The organism is Pandoraea sp. 64-18 (assembly GCF_001899225.1).
Classification (GTDB): domain Bacteria; phylum Pseudomonadota; class Gammaproteobacteria; order Burkholderiales; family Burkholderiaceae; genus Pandoraea; species Pandoraea cepalis.
Genome location: NZ_MKVU01000020.1, coordinates 442,725 through 459,078, shown reverse-complemented (window position 1 = coordinate 459,078; position 16,354 = coordinate 442,725). Strand labels below are relative to the sequence as shown.

At 62.7% G+C, this 16,354-nt stretch carries 15 protein-coding genes and 1 tRNA gene; 6 read left to right on the top strand and 10 right to left on the bottom strand.

The window, feature by feature from the left end:
• Positions 1-6: 6 nt before the first annotated feature.
• From BGP02_RS19165 to BGP02_RS19150, 4 genes are all read left to right on the top strand, one after another.
• A complete protein-coding gene (locus BGP02_RS19165; RefSeq protein WP_286799010.1) occupies positions 7-789 on the top strand; it encodes an SDR family NAD(P)-dependent oxidoreductase in 783 nt (260 codons plus the stop codon).
• A gap of 5 nt (positions 790-794) precedes the next feature.
• Positions 795-1,058 (top strand): YkgJ family cysteine cluster protein, encoded by a 264-nt coding sequence (locus BGP02_RS19160; protein WP_286799009.1) that lies wholly within the window; start codon positions 795-797, stop codon positions 1,056-1,058.
• Between the two features lie 68 nt (positions 1,059-1,126).
• On the top strand, positions 1,127-1,768 hold the full coding sequence (locus BGP02_RS19155; protein ID WP_286799008.1) for a DUF1439 domain-containing protein: 642 nt from the start codon (positions 1,127-1,129) through the stop codon (positions 1,766-1,768).
• 87 nt (positions 1,769-1,855) lie between these two features.
• Positions 1,856-2,698: an undecaprenyl-diphosphate phosphatase gene (locus tag BGP02_RS19150; protein WP_150550599.1), complete on the top strand. Its 843-nt coding sequence runs from the start codon at positions 1,856-1,858 to the stop codon at positions 2,696-2,698.
• A gap of 48 nt (positions 2,699-2,746) precedes the next feature.
• Here BGP02_RS19150 and trmB read toward each other — a convergent pair whose 3' ends face one another.
• From trmB to BGP02_RS19115, 7 genes are all read right to left on the bottom strand, one after another.
• Complete coding sequence (gene trmB / locus BGP02_RS19145) at positions 2,747-3,547, bottom strand: tRNA (guanosine(46)-N7)-methyltransferase TrmB (protein WP_261939738.1); 801 nt, start codon at positions 3,545-3,547, stop codon at positions 2,747-2,749.
• Positions 3,548-3,833: 286 nt separating this feature from the next.
• Positions 3,834-4,706, bottom strand: a complete 873-nt coding sequence (locus tag BGP02_RS19140; protein WP_261939739.1) for a DUF2894 domain-containing protein — start codon at positions 4,704-4,706, stop codon at positions 3,834-3,836.
• The gene (locus BGP02_RS19135) at positions 4,699-5,367 is read right to left on the bottom strand and encodes an OmpA family protein (RefSeq protein WP_017232113.1); all 669 of its coding nucleotides are present in this window, start codon (positions 5,365-5,367) and stop codon (positions 4,699-4,701) included. Before BGP02_RS19135 ends, BGP02_RS19140 begins: the two co-directional genes overlap by 8 nt.
• Entirely contained in the window at positions 5,364-8,390 is a 3,027-nt protein-coding gene (locus BGP02_RS19130; RefSeq protein ID WP_286799007.1) for a DUF802 domain-containing protein, read from the bottom strand. The genes BGP02_RS19135 and BGP02_RS19130 overlap by 4 nt, the downstream gene beginning before the upstream one ends.
• The gene (locus tag BGP02_RS19125) at positions 8,371-9,168 is read right to left on the bottom strand and encodes a DUF3348 domain-containing protein (protein ID WP_286799006.1); all 798 of its coding nucleotides are present in this window, start codon (positions 9,166-9,168) and stop codon (positions 8,371-8,373) included. Before BGP02_RS19125 ends, BGP02_RS19130 begins: the two co-directional genes overlap by 20 nt.
• 73 nt (positions 9,169-9,241) lie before the next feature.
• Complete coding sequence (locus BGP02_RS19120; RefSeq protein ID WP_286799004.1) at positions 9,242-10,198, bottom strand: glycoside hydrolase family 191 protein; 957 nt, start codon at positions 10,196-10,198, stop codon at positions 9,242-9,244.
• A gap of 136 nt (positions 10,199-10,334) precedes the next feature.
• Positions 10,335-10,408, bottom strand: a tRNA-Gly gene (locus BGP02_RS19115).
• 416 nt (positions 10,409-10,824) lie between these two features.
• Between BGP02_RS19115 and BGP02_RS19110 the strand changes: the two genes are divergently transcribed.
• Positions 10,825-12,105, top strand: a complete 1,281-nt coding sequence (locus tag BGP02_RS19110; protein WP_286799003.1) for a DNA-methyltransferase — start codon at positions 10,825-10,827, stop codon at positions 12,103-12,105.
• Here the strand turns inward: BGP02_RS19110 and BGP02_RS22365 are convergent.
• The 3 genes from BGP02_RS22365 to BGP02_RS19100 all read right to left on the bottom strand — a co-directional run bounded on the left by BGP02_RS22365 (position 12,023) and on the right by BGP02_RS19100 (position 15,521).
• Complete coding sequence (locus BGP02_RS22365; RefSeq protein ID WP_353744119.1) at positions 12,023-13,255, bottom strand: 5-methylcytosine restriction system specificity protein McrC; 1,233 nt, start codon at positions 13,253-13,255, stop codon at positions 12,023-12,025. The two genes, BGP02_RS19110 and BGP02_RS22365, sit on opposite strands and share 83 nt — an antisense overlap.
• Complete coding sequence (locus tag BGP02_RS19105; protein WP_286799002.1) at positions 13,252-14,784, bottom strand: AAA family ATPase; 1,533 nt, start codon at positions 14,782-14,784, stop codon at positions 13,252-13,254. The genes BGP02_RS22365 and BGP02_RS19105 overlap by 4 nt, the downstream gene beginning before the upstream one ends.
• A gap of 494 nt (positions 14,785-15,278) precedes the next feature.
• Positions 15,279-15,521, bottom strand: coding sequence for a helix-turn-helix domain-containing protein (locus tag BGP02_RS19100; protein WP_286799001.1), 243 nt, complete (start codon positions 15,519-15,521; stop codon positions 15,279-15,281).
• Positions 15,522-15,665: 144 nt separating this feature from the next.
• On the opposite strand from BGP02_RS19100, the gene BGP02_RS19095 reads away from it, so the two are divergent.
• Positions 15,666-16,232 carry a hypothetical protein gene (locus BGP02_RS19095; protein ID WP_286799000.1) on the top strand — a complete coding sequence of 189 codons (567 nt, stop codon included), beginning with the start codon at positions 15,666-15,668 and terminating at the stop codon, positions 16,230-16,232.
• Positions 16,233-16,354 lie beyond the last annotated feature (122 nt).

The window sequence follows — 16,354 nt, the reverse complement described above, 5'->3', positions numbered from 1 at the left end:
GCAGGGATGAAACGGGACGCCATCGAGAATACGGTGCGCGCGGATGCCGAACGCCATCTGGGACGTGTGGCGCTGGTCACGGGCGCGACCCGGGGTATTGGGCAGGAAGTCGCGCGCGGGCTGGCCGAGGTGGGCATGACGGTGCTGGTGGGCGCGCGCGAGCCCGCGAAGGGCGACGAGGTGGTCGAGCCGTTGCGCAAGGCGGGTTTTCAGGCAGAGACGCTCGTGATCGACCTGCTGCAGCCCGAGACGTTGCATGCGGCGGCCTATCGGATTGGCCGCTACTACGGTCGACTTGACCTGCTGATAAACAACGCGGCCGTGACCGATCCGCGCGACGACACGCCTGAGAAAGCCTCCATCGAAGCCGTCGAGCGGGTGTTCGCGACCAATTTCTTCGGCACCTTGCGCGTTACGCAAGCCATGCTGCCGTGGCTCGCGCGCTCCGCGCGGGCGCATATCGTCAATGTGTCGAGCGGTCTGGGCTCGCTGGCGCACAACAACGATCCGGCGTGGGAGCATGCGGCGTTCCGGCAGATCGGATTCAATGCATCGAAGGCGGCCTTGAACATGCTGACGGTGCAGCTCGCGCAAACCTTGCGTGAGACGTCGATCACGGTGAACTCGGTCGATCCGGGCGCGCCCGCCGATCTGACCGTCGACGCGGCCGGCAAGCGTGCGCGGCAGGGGGTGGCTCAAGGCGCGCGCAGTGTGCTGATGCTGGCGCTCGGCGAGCGCGGGCCGGTAACGGGCGGCTTCTTCGACGGCGCGGGCCGCTTGCCGTGGTGAGCGTCATGCAGTGTCGTCCTCACTGCGCGGCCTGCTGTATCGCGCCTTCCATCTCGACGCCCATTCCCGGCATGCCGAACGGCAAGCCGGCGAACACCCGTTGCGTGCAACTGGACGACGAAGACCGTTGCCGGATCTTCGGCAGCCCGCTGCGTCCGGCGGTCTGTGCATCGTTGCAGCCCTCGGCCGAGATGTGCGGGAACGATCGTGCGCAGGCCATCGCCTGGCTAACGCAGCTCGAAACGATGACCGCGCCGGCGACGCCGTAGTGGCGCGCCGCATGCGAATGCTATAGTCGCGCGTGTCGGGCGCCGGGCGCCCAGTCGCGGACTTTGTCATGCCGGGTAGTGCTCATCCAGATCAGCAAATTCGTCAGCAGTGCGACGGGCTTGCGTCGCAGGACGCCGCGCCCCTCACGCGTCGCCTCGCGCGCCGTCGTTGGCTGGCGCTGGCTGGCGCGACGGCGCTCGCCGCGGGACTGAGCGCCTGCGCGGGGTTGCCTTTCGGCAACGACTACACCTTCTCCGAAAGCCAGTTGCAGCGCGCGCTCGACCGGAAATTTCCGGTCGACCGTCGCGTGCTGGCGGTGCTCGACGTGAACCTCTCGCATCCGCGTCTGACCTTGTTGCCGGCGCGAAATCGCCTGGCGGTGTCCGTCGACGCGACGGTGACGCACCCGTTCGGTGGTGCGCCGCTCACCGGCACGCTCGCCATCGAGAGTGCGCTCGCGTACGACCCGGCGACGATGTCGGTCGTGCTGCGCGATCCGGAGGTGGAGACGTTCACCATCGACGGTTTGCCCGAGCGCTGGTCGCGTCAATTGAACGCCGCCGGGGCATTGATCGCGACGCAATGGCTGCAGGGCGCGCCGCTCTACACGTTCAAGCCCGAGCAACTGAACATCGGCGGCGTGGCGCGACAGCCGGGCGCGATCACCGTGCGCTCACATGGCGTGAACGTCAAACTCGATGCGCGTTGACGCGGTTCGTCCGACGCGGCCTGGCGCATCGCTCTCGCTTCCCGTATTTCCCTATTCGCAATTCGCAACTTCTCAGGAACTCATTGCATGGACTTGTTGCTGGCGTTCAAAGCCCTCATTCTCGGTGTCGTCGAAGGTCTGACCGAATTTTTGCCGATCTCCTCGACCGGGCACCTGATTCTGGCGGGCAGCCTGCTCGACTTCAACGACGAGAAGGGCAAGGTCTTCGAGATCGTGATTCAGTTCGGCGCCATTCTCGCGGTGTGCTGGGAGTATCGCGAGAAGATCGCACAGGTCGTGGCCGGCCTCGGCAGCGATGCCAAGGCGCGCCGCTTCGCGGTGAACGTGATCGTCGCGTGCCTGCCCGCCATCGGTCTCGGGCTGTGGCTCGGCAAGCACATCAAGGCCGCGCTGTTCAACCCCACCGTCGTCGCCACGGCGTTTATCGTTGGTGGCGTGGTCATCCTGCTGGTGGAGCGGCATAACCGTCGCAACACCGAAGCGGGCAAGCGCCCGCGCGTGAATTCGATGGACGACCTGTCAGTCGTCGACGCCCTGAAAGTCGGCCTCGCGCAATGTCTCGCGCTCGTGCCGGGCACGTCGCGCTCTGGGGCGACGATCATCGGCGGCATGATGTTCGGGCTTGAGCGCAAGGTGGCGACCGAGTTCTCGTTCTTCCTCGCCATCCCGATCCTGTTCGGCGCGACCGTCTACGAACTCTACAAGGCGCGCGCGACGCTCTCGGTCGACGACTTCAGCCTGTTCGGCATTGGCTTCATTGCCGCCTTCATCAGCGCCTTCATTTGTGTGCGCTGGCTGCTGCGCTACATCGCGTCGCACGACTTCACGGCGTTCGCGTGGTATCGCATCGTGTTCGGTCTCGTGGTGCTGGCGACGGGCTACAGCGGATGGGTGGTCTGGGCCGACTAAAAAAATGGGGCACCGCGTGGTGCCCCTTGTCGTCTCTGGCGACGCGTCTCAGCCGCGTTTGCGGAACACGAGATCCCACACGCCGTGACCGAGGCGCAGGCCGCGATTCTCGAACTTCGTCACTGGACGATAGTCGGGACGCGGTGCATAGTCGGCCGCCGTGTTTTCAAGCGTGGGTTCGCCGCCGAGCACTTCGAGCATCTGCTCGGCATATTCCTGCCAGTCCGTTGCGCAGTGCAGGTAGCCGCCTGGCTTCAGGCGCGACGCGAGCAGCGCCACGAACGGCGGCTGCAGCAGGCGGCGCTTGTGGTGGCGCTTCTTGTGCCACGGATCGGGGAAGAAAACGTGCACGCCGTCCAGCGAGCCTTCGGGCAGCATGTGCTGAACGACTTCCACGGCATCGTGCGCAATGATGCGTACGTTCGACAAGGGCGTTTCGCCGATGCGCTTGAGCAATGCGCCCACGCCCGGCTCGTGCACCTCGACGCCAAGGAAATCGTCTTCCGGACGCAGCTTGGCAATGTACGCCGTGCCGTCTCCCATGCCGAAGCCGATCTCGAGAATGCGAGGCGCATCGGCGCGCGCGAAGGCGGCGGGCCAGTCGAGCGGCTCAGGCGCGTAGGGCAGCAGGAACTGCGGGCCGAGGACGTCGAACGCGCGCTTTTGCGCCTCCGAGCTGCGCCCTGCGCGACGCACGAAGCTGCGAATGCGGCGCGGGTGCGCCACGTCGTTCGGATCGACGTGCGTGGCGTCGTTGCCCGTGGCATTGGATTGCGACGCGCCCAAGTCGGCGTCGTCGTCGTGGGCCGGTGGCGCGTCGTCAGCCGGCGGTTGTCCGTGGTTCGTCATGGAAACAAAAAGCCGTCTGGGCGACGGCTTGTCGAGGAATGCTGCGGCGGGCGGCACATCCGGCATTGCGGCCTGAGTCGGCACCCAACACGATGATTTTTCGAAAGTTTTTCCCGTGCCATGGCGGCGGGAACGGGCCCGATTATCTCCCGGAACGTCCTTCACTGGCAAGTTGACGTCGTGCACAAGCCAGGCAAGCGGCCCGCAATGAGCGTAGACGCATGGCACGAGGGCCCGGAATCTGTGCCTGCGAGGGCAACCGACGCGGGCTATGTCCGCGCAGGCGTTAGCGCGTCTTCGTGCGCGACGGCTTGGCCGCCACGCGAGCCGCCGGCTTGTTGCCAAGCACGCCGGTGGTCTCCATATCTTCGAGCCAGGAGAGCGCGTCGGCGTGGCGCAGGAAGTGCCGCAGATAGTCGGGCGAGATGTCGTGCATCAGCGACAGTGCGCGGTGCACCAGATGACTGGAGTTGAGCGGTCCGGCGTTCTCCGGCACCTGGGCAAGCGACTGACGCAGATTGCCGTCGGTGCTCACTTTCGACCACGTCTCGCGGAAATATTCGAGGACGTCGAGGTCGTCGAAGGCATCTTCAGTGGCGATGACCGTCGGTGTAAGCGCCACGGGGGCGGGCGGCGCGACGGGGCGTTTCGGCAGTGCGGTGGTCCCGCTGACCGGCTGAACGGTATCGGTGGTGCTGGTGCTGGAGCCATCGCGCAGCGTCTGGCCTGGCGGCGTTGCGGCTTTAACGGTGTGAGACGTCGTCGGCGGCGCGGACCGTTCACGGGTGGGGGCCACGCGTTGCGCAATGCTCGCCGTCAATTCCGCAAGCGGTGAGGCGAGACATTGTGTCGTCGGGGCGGCCGCATCGGCGGATGCGGGCGATGCGGGTGATGCGTCAGATGCGTCAGATTCGGCGCCGGCCGCGCCAAGCGACTGCGTAAACGCGTCGACGAGTGCCGTCAAACGTTCGTCGAGCACGCGTCGCACGTCGCCACGAAAGGCACGGCTGCGCAGCGCCAACGCTTCGATGCGATGAAAGCGCACCGGGTCGCGTTTGTCGGCCCCGTGCGCCCGCCATGCGGCGAGTTGCTCGGACAACGTGTCCGTTGCCTCGTGCGCTTGCGCGGCGCCAGCCTCGGCGGGCATCGCGTCACGCATGGGGCTTGCCCGCGTTGCTGGCGCTGCTGCGTGGCATCGGCGCGATCTCCACGCGGCGGTTCTTCGCGCGACCGGCCTCGTCGCGGTTCGACGTAACGGGCTGTTCCGAACCAAACGCCGCGGAGAAGACCGACGATGGCGGCACACCCGCGGCGATCAATTCGCGCGTCACGGTGAGCGCACGCTGGGCCGACAACTCCCAGTTATCGGCAAATCGCCGGTTCGTTTCGCGCACCTGTTGATCGTCGGTGAAGCCGCTGACCATGAGAATCTCGTCGCTCGCTCGGAGATAGGCGGCCAGCGGGGTGGCCAGGCTACGCAGCACTTCACGCCCCTGCGGTTGCAACTGGTCCGAGTTCAGCGCGAAAAGCACATTGCCGCTGATGCCGATACGACCGTTCACCAGTGTGACGCGCCCGCCTGCGAGGGGGCCGGCCAGCGCTTTCTCGAGCGTCTCGCGGCGTTGCGTTTCGGCCCGGCGCTCCTTCACTTCACGATCGAGCTTGGCGGAGAGTTCGATCTGCACGCCGATCACACCGAGCATGATGAGCACGAACGCGCCGAGCATCACCGACATCAGGTCGCCGAAGACGGCCCATGTCGGCGCTGCCGCACCGACCTCGCCGCTGTCCCCGATGTCCGCGTCGAAATCGTCTCTCATGCTGCCGCGCTACCCGGTTGTGAGCGCGTTTGCGCCAGTTCCTGAAGGTTTTCGAGGATCTGCTTTTGCGACATCACGCTCAGCTCCACGACTTCGCGTGCCTGCGCAACGTAGTAGCCGAGTTGTTCGTCGCTGCGCGCCATCGACTTGTCGAGCGCGGCTTCGATGCGTTGCAGATGGTCGAGCAGTTGCGCGTTCGATTCGCCGAACGATTGCACGGCGGCGCCGAAAGCGTCGCCCAGGCTCGCGATTTCCACCGCGCTGCCGGTGACCTGCGCCGACGCGGCGGTGAGCTTCTCCGTTTGCGCGGCGATGGCGTCGCCCAGATGCGTGCCGGCACGTTCGAGCAGTTGTGCGGACGTCGTCACCAGGTCGTCGACCGCGGCGCGTTGCTCGTTGCCCGCGTGCTTGACGGTGTCGAGCAGCGTGCCCAGCGTGTCGAGCAGACGCGAGCGCTCTTCGAGCATGGCATTGTCGCGCACCATGCTGTCCGAGAGTTTCTGGCGCAGCTCGCCAATGATCTCGGCGGCGGCCTTCGGCGCCTCGGACGCGGTCTGCACCAGACGCGAAATTTCGGCGAGCGTGTCGCTGGCGTGGGCGCGCGTCTGTTCGGACATCTCCAGTGCGGTGCGCGCGAGCGTGTCGCAGATGGCCTGTTGCTGGCTGGCGCTGTGCTCACCGACCTGCTGCCATTCCGAGCGCAGCGTGGCGAGCGTGCCTTCGAGCGTTTGCGTCCACGCCGACAGGCGTTGCGTTTCGCGCTCGGCCGTGGCGTCGTGATGGGCCGCGTTGGCTTCCTGAAGCGCTTGCAGCAATGACGCGCTGTGGTCCGTGAAGACGCTGGTCGTCGCGGCCACGAGTTGCTGGTTGCCGTCGGCCAGCCGTTCGCTCGTGCGCGCGTGCTCCGCGATCGCGTCGCGCCACGTTTGCGCGACGTGGGTCGACGTTGCATCCATCTGCGCCGAGACGCTTTGCAGCAATTGCGACGCGCGTGCCTCGAAGGTGTCCGCAAAGCGGGCAAGCGCGCTTGCCAGATCGCGGGCGAGTGCGTCATTGGCGGACTGTTGCGCGGTGAGGGCTTGCTTCCACTCGCCGGACACGACGCTTGCCGTCTCCGACACGCTGTGCATCGCGCCTTCCGTGCGCAGGCTCACGCCATCGATCAGGTGCGCCGAGCGTTGCTCGAAGGTGTCGGTGAAGCGCGCGAGTGCGGCGCCGAGTTCGGTATTCAGGGCGGCGTTGGCTTGCTGTTGCAGCGCGATCGATTGATCCCACGCCTGGGCGACGCGTTCGTGCGCGCCGCTGACGTTTCCGCTGGCGGCGTTGAGCTTGGCGGCCACGTCGCCGAGCAAGGCCGTGGAGCGGGCTTCGAACGTCTGGGCGAAGCTTTCCAGCGCGGTGCCGAGGTCTTGCGTCAGGGCGTTGTGCGAGCGCTGCTGCTGGGCGAGGGCTTGCTCCCATGCCTGGGCGACGGTCGTCTGCGCCGTGGCGATGCTGCCGGTCGCATTGTCGAGACGCGAGGCGACATTGGCCAGCAGGTCGGTGGAGCGGGTCTCGAAGGTCTGGGCGAATTGCGCAAGCGTGGCGCCGAGATCCCTGGCGAGCGCATCGTTGGTCTGTTGCTGTGCCGCGAGCGAGGTTTCCCACGTTTGCGCAACGCCGGCGTGCGAGGCGCTCACTTGCCCGGCTGTGGTTTCGAGACGCGTGGCGACTTCTTCGACGAGTTTGGCCGAACGGGCCTCGAAGGTTTGTGCGAACTGGGCCAGTGCGCTGCCGAGTTCCTTGGCGAGGGCATCGTTGGTGCGCTGCTGCGCGGCGAGCGACGTCTCCCACGTTTGCGCAACACCCGCATGCGCGGCGCTGACGCGTCCGGTCACGGTTTCGAGCCGGGCGGCGACGTCGTCGACCAGTCGGGATGAGCGCGTCTCGAAGGTTTGCGTGAATTCGCCCAGCGCGGCGCGCAGATCGGTGGCAAGCGATGCGTTGGTGCGCAACTGAGCGTCGAGCGAATCCGTCCAGACATTTGCCACGCGGGCGGTGGTGGCCTCGAAGCGATCCGACAGACCGTCCATTCGATCCTGCATGGCGGTGGACACGGTCTGGTGCCACGAGGCCGACTCGCGCGCGAGGCTGGCCATCGTCGCCTCGACCTCGGGGCGGATGGCGGCACTGGCCGCGTTGGCCGTCGTTGCCACGCTGTCCTTCAGGTACTGCTGCATGGCGTTGGTGAGTTGCGCGTACGAGGCGTCGGTCTTGGCGTGCAGGGCGTCTTGATTCGCGACGAGCCGTTCGCCAAGCGACTGACTCTGGCGCTCCATGGCGGCCATCATGTCTTGCAGACGGTCGACGAGGGCGGGCATGACCGTCGCCTGCTGTTGAAGCAATTGCAGCGTGGTGTCGCGCTGATGCTGTCGCGAGAAGCCGCGCAGCGTCGTGACGATGCGCGCGTCGAGCGATTGCACGACCTGGGCGCGTTGCTTGCGGGCGAGCGCGGCGAGCAGGCCGAGCATCGCGGACGTGGCGACCCCGGCCACCGACGTACCGAACGCAAAGCCGAGGCCTCGGACGGGCGATGCGAGCGAGGCGCGGATGGCTTCGAGATCGGTGGCGCCTTCGAGCGCGAGACCGGTGCCGCGCAAGGTGGCGGCCATGCCGAGGAAGGTGCCGAGCATACCGAGCAGCACGAGCAAGCCGACCAGATAGGGCGTGAGGGCGGGGCCGGGCAGGCCGACGCGTTCCCCTTCGACGCGCAGACGCACGGCGGTGCGCAGGCCGGCGGGCAGCGTGTCGAGCCACGACGGCAGCGACGCGGGGGGGGAATTCAGGCCGGAGACGGCGTTGGCGAGAGCATCCGTCGCTTGATGGAAGCGTTTGAGTTCGAGGGCGCCGAAGAGATAGACGGCGGCGATGAGCAGGGCGACGGCCAGCGCGAGCGGGTTGGTGCCTGCATAGCCGATGGCGATCCAGCCGACGACGGCCAGGCCTGCGACAAAGGCGACGAGATCAACGAGGTAACGGGTCATGTTGTCCGGGTTCACTAACGTTTTCGCCGGGGGGCACCGAGGCGAGGGCGGCGATCAGCCCTTCGATCGGTTCGAGGCGTATATCCAGTTCTGCGAGCAAAATGCTCTGCATGTCCCGGTGAAAGGTGTCGAGCCATGTGCCGGCGGGCGCGAGAGGCGGCGCGCCGGGCACGCGCGGGGCGGCCATGGCGGCTTGTTCCGTATCGCGCAGTCGCACGAAGTGCCCTTCGAGCAGATTCGGTACACCGGCGAGAAGTGTGCGCTCACGGCCGGCCATCACACGTTCCATGACGGCGTCGACGCTGGCGAGTCGGGCGGTGTGCGGCACGCGGCGTGCCAACTGTGCGCGCAGGCGGGTGCGCAGGGCGCTGATCGCCGTATCCATCGTCTGTTGCGAGGTCGCGTAGCGCTGACGATAGGCGGGAAATTCCGCGAAGGACGCGGCTCGTTGACGCTCGGCGGCGCTCAGGGCGCGGATCTGCCCGCCGGGCGCGGCGGCCAGGCCGCAATCGCGGGCGATGGCGGCGGCGAGGTCTGCACGCACGCGTGCCAGTTCGCTGGCCGGATCGTGCGCAGCCGCGTGCGCGCCGGGCGTTGCGGCCGGCGGGGCGGATTTGAGGGCCGACGACAGGGCGATGGCGTCAGTCCAGCCCAGCCACTGGCTCATGCGGTCCGAGAGCGACGGCGCGGCCTCAGGTGGCGCGAACGTGCTCAGACGGGCCAGCGAGCGTATGAGTGTCGGGGCGCTGATAACGGGACGCCGGGGCACTTGCACCATTTCACTGGGGGGTCGAAAACCCAGCAGTTTACACTGCGCGCGCCCTTCGCTTGCCCTTTGCCCGTCCGTTGCCTCAGAAGCCCCAGTAGCACACCACGTTCTGGCCTGCGCTGGCGTCGCTCACGGACGGGCTGAAGCCATGCGTCCGGCTGCGGGCGAAGACGATTTTCGCCTGGCGCGCGTTGCCGCATCCACCGACGTAGTCGAGCGTGCCGATCCAGAGCTTGCGACCTCGCACGCCGGGGTGCTCCCGTGACCACGTCAGCAATTCGCGCTCGACGGCGGCGTCGTACGTTGGCGCGTAGACCTCCTCGTGCGCAATGCCGTCGAGCAGCGACGTGAAGGCGACGCCGCCGGTGATGCCCTGACGCGTTGCGGGGCCGGTGGCGTTCTGCATGACGAGGATCTTGTCGGGGAAGGCGTTGCGAAGTTCGCGCACCAGATCGAGCGCGCCTTGCTGGCAAGTGGCGTCGCAGGGGCCGTTGCGGGTTCGCACGCCATGCTCGATCAGTTCGAGATTGTCGAGATAGAAACCGTCGACGCCCTGCGCAATCAACCGCGGCGCGACGTACGACACGATGAGCTTGCGGTACGCCGGGTCGGACGGGTTCATCCAGGTTTCATCACGGTAGCCGTCATAGCGGCCCAGATGCGCGCGGCGGTCGCGGCCGCAGGGGAGGAAGCCGGCGGGGGCGTGCTGCCAGTACGAACGAAAGCGCTCGCAGGCGCCGAGATTGAGATAACTGATGACGCGGTTCGTGCCGTCGGCCTTGAGTGTGGCGATTTGTGCGGGCGTGACGTTGCCTTGATCAGGGTCGGCGTCGATATCGATGAGCCGGAAGGTGCTCGCCACGCGGGCGAGGTCGAGGTGGGCGACGTTGCCGTAGTAGCTGACCCATGGGGCACCGATGCCGATATCGCGCCCGGTCGGAAGGGGGGCTGCGACGGGGGCTCGCGTGTGGGGTTGCGCGGACGACACGAGGGCCGTGAGCGCGAGGAGAAAGCACAGAACGCAGCGCAGCCATGACATCGGGGCTCGCGCGCGCTGTGGGAATCCGTGTAGATTGACCTGCCGGGCGTGAGTCGTCATGGATGCGATGGACGCAAAAAAGCCGTCTGCAAGACGGCTGATCGATGAGTGCTACGAATGCTGCTGAAGAATTCAGTGGAGCGGGCGATGGGAATCGAACCCACGGCTCTAGCTTGGGAAGCTAGGGTATTACCATTATACGACGCCCGCGCAGCCCCACATTCTACGCGGAGTTTGCGGCGTTTGGCAATCGCTGGATCCGGTGAGTGGGGTGAAAAGTGTATCCACTCGGGATGAGATTGCTGGCTTCGCTGCGTAACGTCTGTCTTTTTCGAGTGCGCAATGGGCGCTCGGGTTTGACTGCGTCATCAAACCTATGCCGCTGCTGGGGATGTTGTTGCTGGCATTGCGGTGGTTCCAACACGGCCGAAAACTAATGTCGAGACAGGCCAGAAGTATTTCCAGTCCGACAATAAGTGGGGGAAATTGCGATGGTTCCGCGAATCCGCCGTATAAGGACAGCTTGGGGCGTGTCAGATGTGGTGTGCGTTGTGGGCGGTACCTTTCCGGAGGATAATCACGCCTTAAATTGCCGATTTCGGTGATAGCTGACTGATGCTCATTCCATGGCATACGAGATAAAAGATATCAAACCGGCCACGCCGATAGCAGTTCTCGATCGCGAGGCTCTCTTGCGCGCTAATGCAATTTACGCCTTGCAAAGCGTGGCGTTGGTGACCGGCATGTCTCCGACGTATATCCGCAAGTGCCTAGGCCACAATTCCAAGGCTATCAATACGCGTGAGTTGCTGGCGTTGCTTGACCTAGATGCCTACTCCGAGACGTTTGTCCCACGCAGCATGATTCCTGCTTTCCTTGAGAGAGAGGCATCCTCTGCTGGCGAGATTCTGACGTTAGGGGATGAAGCACTTGTCGAAGGGTGTTCCCTCGACCTGATTGGCCGGCTGCCGCCGAAGTCAATCAGCTGCGTCGTCACATCGACACCGTATTGGGCAATGCGTCTTTATGAAGATATGAAGGAGGTGAGTTGGTCCGACGGGGAGAGGTGCCCGTTTGGTATGGAGCAGACACCCGAGGGATTCGTTCGCCACTCGGTCGAGATGCTCGCGCGCATTATGCCCGCGCTGACCGAGGACGGCTCTGTCTGGTGGAATTTGATGGACACTTACAACACGCGTACGCAAGTCCGAGGGAATGCGGCTGAGGCGCTACGCGCAATGCAAGGCAAAGACGAGCGGGGATGGAACGACCATGAGTGCCGCCGTTATAGCGCGGGGCATTCGTATCTCAAGGACGGGGAGCAGTGCATGATTCCGTTCCTGATAGCCGAACGTGCGTCGCGCCTTGGTTACTATGTCAAGAGCGTCATTTCGTGGACGAAGACGAGCTCGATGCCGGAGCCCCAAAACTCACGGGTGAGTCGCAACGTAGAATATGTGCTGCATCTAACCAAGCAGCGTACTCCGATGTTTGACAAGGAAGCTTACAGACGTATTCCTGCCCGGTTAGGTGGCCGCAATGGTTCGCTAGAATCTGACAAACTATCTGACTTCTGGCATCTGCCGACCTCATCCGGGAGAGATGGTCACGGCGCGCAATTTCCGCTCGCCTTGCCTGGCCGTTGCATAGCGATCTCGACGAAGCCAGGTGATCTCGTTTTGGATCCATTTCTTGGCGCCGGGACGACTGCGGTTGCGGCCCGGCTCCTCGGTCGGAGGATCGTGGGCTTCGATGTCAGCAAAGAATACCTCGGAATCGCTCGCAAGCGCCTTGATGCGCTGGACTCTGGGTGCGCGGAGATCGCTACGTCGTCGGGAATGGAAGTGTCCGATGGAGGTCGCCAAGCAGTGTTTCCGCTGCATCGAGATCCCGCAGAGGTAATCTGACCTCCACAACAGTGCGCCCGTCTGCGGTGCGCCTACGGAGCATAGGCTCCCGCGCGTCGTCCCCGTAGTCTGGGCATAGCAAGAACGCGGTCGGAACGCTGTACGCTCGCATGTAGGTAGCCATCTGGTAATGGTCACCTGCATCAGGATCTTTGTATTTTGCGTCTCCGAGTACTAGTGTGGCCAAGCCACGGGAAATGCGGATGTCTGGAACCAGTCCAAAGGATCCGTCGTCGTAGAGAAATTGGACCGGTGAGCCACCTTTCGATACGGTTAGGCCAAGCGGCGCGCAAGCCTGCGTCAGCACTGCCCGGACGTAATCCTCGAATAGAGACGCACTATTCAGCAGCAGTGCATCTCCCATTACTCGCGTACGTCCTTCCTGGGATAGCCCTGCTTGGCCCAAAATCAGGCGGGCGAGCGTTAGAGCGTGCACATAGCGTCCACGGGGACCTCCATACGCTCCGTTTGCCAAGCCGATGGCTGTATGAGCCAAGTCGCTGGCCAGCATGTCGGGGCGATGGTAGGCCTTGCGCCATTTGAACGCTAGGGAAGACTGCCACGGCTCAAGCCTACCGCGCTCGGAGACGAGCCCTGCCGCTACCCACGCTGCGGAGGCGAGCACTCGGTTCTCTGCGATGTCGAAGTCCCGGATATTCCGGTCGCATACGAACGGAGTCGGAGAGCGCAGGCGAAGGCGTCGGACTGTTTGCCGGAGCAATATTTTGCCTGAGGCACTTTCGCGATTCGTGCGCTCGGAGGTCCGACCGAACCGCGGACCATCCGCATCCACCAGAGCAAGCTCGTCTAGGAATTTGCGCGCGAGTAAATTTGGAACCGAGTCAAGCGAGTCATCGGAGCCCCAAGTGGCGAAGCCCTCGAAGTCTCGGCTCATTCGATTGCCTAAGCCTTCCGCAGTCAGTAGCATGCGGAAAAAATTGGTTGGACCGACCTTCGGAACAATATGCAGCGTATCCCCGTTGAGCAGCGAAACTGCACCGATAACGCCACCAACCTCAAGGCCGACTTCCGCTCCACGGGTGACGACGCGGGCCTGGGATTCCAGCGCGGAAGGAATCGCGCCGAGCGGGAAACCCGTCAGCCAGGTGGTCGAGCACTCGGCTGCCGTCCATATTCGCGGATTGCTCATTGGACTCCGAACACTTCATCGACGAGGTTGTCGATCATGCTAAGAGCTGTATCGTTATGGCCTTCGAGATGATTAGCTAGCACTGGGCGGATCCGCGTCTTGTAATAGAGCAGCGGGTCGGTGTCTGGTTTGAATCCCGCGAAGTAACCATGCCCGAGCGGATAGACGTCTTGGATTTGGCTGAATAGCCGGCAAACTTTATCTCTCTGGGCAATCTCGACGCCTTTGGCGTCAAGCATTTCGGACAAATCCTCCACCCGCGCCGGAAACTCAATACATGCGAACCGCCCGATCAGAGCGTCGTCGACGTCCTCCGTGGATTTGTCAATCGTATTCATGGTCATCACAAATACAACGTCTTCCGGAATATTAAATCTCGAACCGTCGCGAAGAAGTATTCCGTTATCTTCGCCACGATAACCATCCTCGATGAGCGAGAACACTTCGCCCAAGGATTGACTGATAAGTGTCCGATTGATCTCCTCAAGGATGATGAATTTCTTCCCATCCGCGACGGACTGTGCTAGCCGACCTAGGCGGTATTCGAACGTGTTATCCGGTTTGGGAAACAGACCTTGAACAAGGTGTTCGTAGTCCCATCCGTCGTGGATTTGGATTGTTACGCGAGTCGAATCGGTGCGAGACTTGATTTGGTCGATCGCCCGTGTCTTTCCCGTACGCGGGGGGCCATATAGAAGGATTGCCTTTGCGCCCGATTGAAGTGTGGCCTGAAGTGTCTCGCCGGGATCGGAGTTGAGCCACGTAGGCCGCCCATTAACTGTTTGCACGGTCTGAATCCTTTCTCTGTTTTGTTCGGGCGTGTCCGTCAATGCAACGTTCCTTACGGCGCTCGTGATGGACCCATTGCAAACTGAATCCAACTGAGCATCCGTCAGTGGGGTGCTAGCAAAGGAAATCTCAATCGGCTTGGTGACAAACACGGCCGCCGCTTCGGCGGGAGAAATATGAAGCGATTGTTTCATGTGTTGGATCAGAAAGTCCAACGGGTCGACCTCATCAGGTATCTCAGTTCTGCGCCCTACCCACAAGGCAAGCGCAGCGACGGGAACACTCACTCGTGTTCCATCGCGGACCGCAAAGCCAGTGGCGTTCAGACCGAGTCCGACCGGGTAATTATCCTCTGCCCTGACAATCAGGGGCTTGCTTCCTGCTGACCGCGTACCCATCGAGCGGTCCTTTTCCCGCACGTCCAGGAACGGAGGATTTTTGGTCCCAGTCTTGTCGGCCCACTGCCTAACGTTAGTCTGGATGATCGAGCGCCCGCCATCGATCTTCATCCTCCAATCAGACGGTGTTTCGGTGAACGGAGTGAATAGGTAGGAGCGGTCGCCGTAACCGAACATTTCGAGTAGCGGTTCGTCGCAGTTCACGGTCGTTACTTCTACGGAACTGTCCTTGGTGAAGCCCATACGCTTGAGCAATAGCCAGATTCTAAAGAATACATTCGCCGTACCCTTCAATTGACTGACCGCCAGCGACAGCGTCCGCTGGTCAACGTACTTTGTCATCGCTAATCCTTCTTCTTATTGTGTACGCGAAAGCCCTCGCTTTGCCTTCTCGGCAGGTCTAGATTGTTTCATGAAATCGGGACTTGGTCGACCCGAGCGGCGGCACCCGGGGCGAACTGCCTGAATACGTTCGGCAACCTGTTGATTCGATTAGGTACCGAACTGTCACGTGATTTCGTGATGAGTTTGAATTGCGATGCGAAAGAGGTGCTCGCGCAAGATGTGTCGGTCACCCGCGCTTCTCGTGGGCGTAACGATACTCAGCGAGAGCCGTAATCGGCTTCTTACCATCCCCATGTGTTTGGGGGGATACGGGCGAGAACAGCTGTGCCTTGCTCAAGTACTCTTCGTACGACTTCGAAGATAACAGCGCTGCGTAGTACACCCATCGGGGGTCGTCATTCTCACTTGCTCGGCGTTGGAGGTTCACGGGGTCCACAATGATGTATCGCATGGTCGATCCTTCATGGGACAACGTCGAAATTTCGTAAGAATTACTCTATCGACTTCCGATACCCGTCGATGAAGTCGATCGGATCAATCTCCAGCGCAGCGACGACCTCGATAAACTCGCAAAAATCGAGGCGTCTTTCCCCTCGTTCGTACTTCGACACGAACGACTGGGTCTTCCCAAGCCTCTCCGCAACGTCGACCTGCTGTAGCCCCTTCTCCTTGCGGGCATTGAGCAACATCTGACGGAACACTTGGTACTTCGGATCATGAATGGGATTCGGCATTTGGTCATTCTTGAACCGGATATAGACTATGCCATAACCTGTTGTGGATTATCCCAGGTTGGACTATGATCACCTGCGAAGAATATCAATCGGCTCGCGGGTGGAGTGCGGGCCGACAACAAAAAACTAATATTGGGGCCGTCGATGATGTTCGTAGTGAACCGTGCATCGAAGTTGTTGGTTGCATCCGGGGCGCTCGTTGCATTTTGCTGCGCGAGAGCCCATGCGGCTGAAAACTTTGCCGGGCTAGTTGAGCGGCTTCAAAAAATCGTCGCATGTGACGTGTCCACCTTTCCCACCAACGCTACGGACAAGTCGTCACTCAGCAGCTTTCTGAGAAAACTCAAGGCAGCAGGGGCGACGGAACGGCATATCGGCGCAGCACCTGAGGACAAGATCGAGTACCGCTTGCCGTCTAGCATTTCGATATTCGGCCAATCGATCAGCAAGATCGACAATTTCTCACCGCCGTTCGTGATGATCGAATTCAACATGCCGGTTTCTGTGCTGCTGTCAGCCGTCGCGAAGGCAAACCGTGAGTCGCTTCGAATGACGTCAGATGGCGTCTATGAACTGGCAAACAAGAAGCTGGTGCAAGCCGCTGGGGCCAAGTATCCATTCGAGCGAAACATCGTCGTCTACGGAACGGGCAGCAAGTCAGTCTATATCTGCCGGTACGACGACACAGACCCGGAGGCAGGTGACGTATGACGCGAGTCCCCGTTCTTATGCTGTGCGCATCGATTTTCTGTACGACCGTGGCCTATGGGGGCGAGAAGGAGAGCGCTGCCGAAGGTCTGCCCAAAGAATGCGACGACGCGCTGGCGATGCTG

Coding starts and splice junctions, on each gene's coding strand:
- BGP02_RS19155 (WP_286799008.1), top strand. CDS start 1,127: ATGCCGGGTAGTGCTCATCCAGATCAGCAAATTCGTCAGCAGTGCGAC.
- BGP02_RS19125 (WP_286799006.1), bottom strand. CDS start 9,168: ATGGTGCAAGTGCCCCGGCGTCCCGTTATCAGCGCCCCGACACTCATA.
- BGP02_RS19120 (WP_286799004.1), bottom strand. CDS start 10,198: ATGTCATGGCTGCGCTGCGTTCTGTGCTTTCTCCTCGCGCTCACGGCC.
- BGP02_RS19110 (WP_286799003.1), top strand. CDS start 10,825: ATGGCATACGAGATAAAAGATATCAAACCGGCCACGCCGATAGCAGTT.
- BGP02_RS19130 (WP_286799007.1), bottom strand. CDS start 8,390: ATGACCCGTTACCTCGTTGATCTCGTCGCCTTTGTCGCAGGCCTGGCC.
- BGP02_RS19135 (WP_017232113.1), bottom strand. CDS start 5,367: ATGAGAGACGATTTCGACGCGGACATCGGGGACAGCGGCGAGGTCGGT.
- BGP02_RS19095 (WP_286799000.1), top strand. CDS start 15,666: ATGATGTTCGTAGTGAACCGTGCATCGAAGTTGTTGGTTGCATCCGGG.
- trmB (WP_261939738.1), bottom strand. CDS start 3,547: ATGACGAACCACGGACAACCGCCGGCTGACGACGCGCCACCGGCCCAC.
- BGP02_RS19160 (WP_286799009.1), top strand. CDS start 795: ATGCAGTGTCGTCCTCACTGCGCGGCCTGCTGTATCGCGCCTTCCATC.
- BGP02_RS19105 (WP_286799002.1), bottom strand. CDS start 14,784: ATGACAAAGTACGTTGACCAGCGGACGCTGTCGCTGGCGGTCAGTCAA.
- BGP02_RS19165 (WP_286799010.1), top strand. CDS start 7: ATGAAACGGGACGCCATCGAGAATACGGTGCGCGCGGATGCCGAACGC.
- BGP02_RS19100 (WP_286799001.1), bottom strand. CDS start 15,521: ATGCCGAATCCCATTCATGATCCGAAGTACCAAGTGTTCCGTCAGATG.
- BGP02_RS19150 (WP_150550599.1), top strand. CDS start 1,856: ATGGACTTGTTGCTGGCGTTCAAAGCCCTCATTCTCGGTGTCGTCGAA.
- BGP02_RS19140 (WP_261939739.1), bottom strand. CDS start 4,706: ATGCGTGACGCGATGCCCGCCGAGGCTGGCGCCGCGCAAGCGCACGAG.
- BGP02_RS22365 (WP_353744119.1), bottom strand. CDS start 13,255: ATGAGCAATCCGCGAATATGGACGGCAGCCGAGTGCTCGACCACCTGG.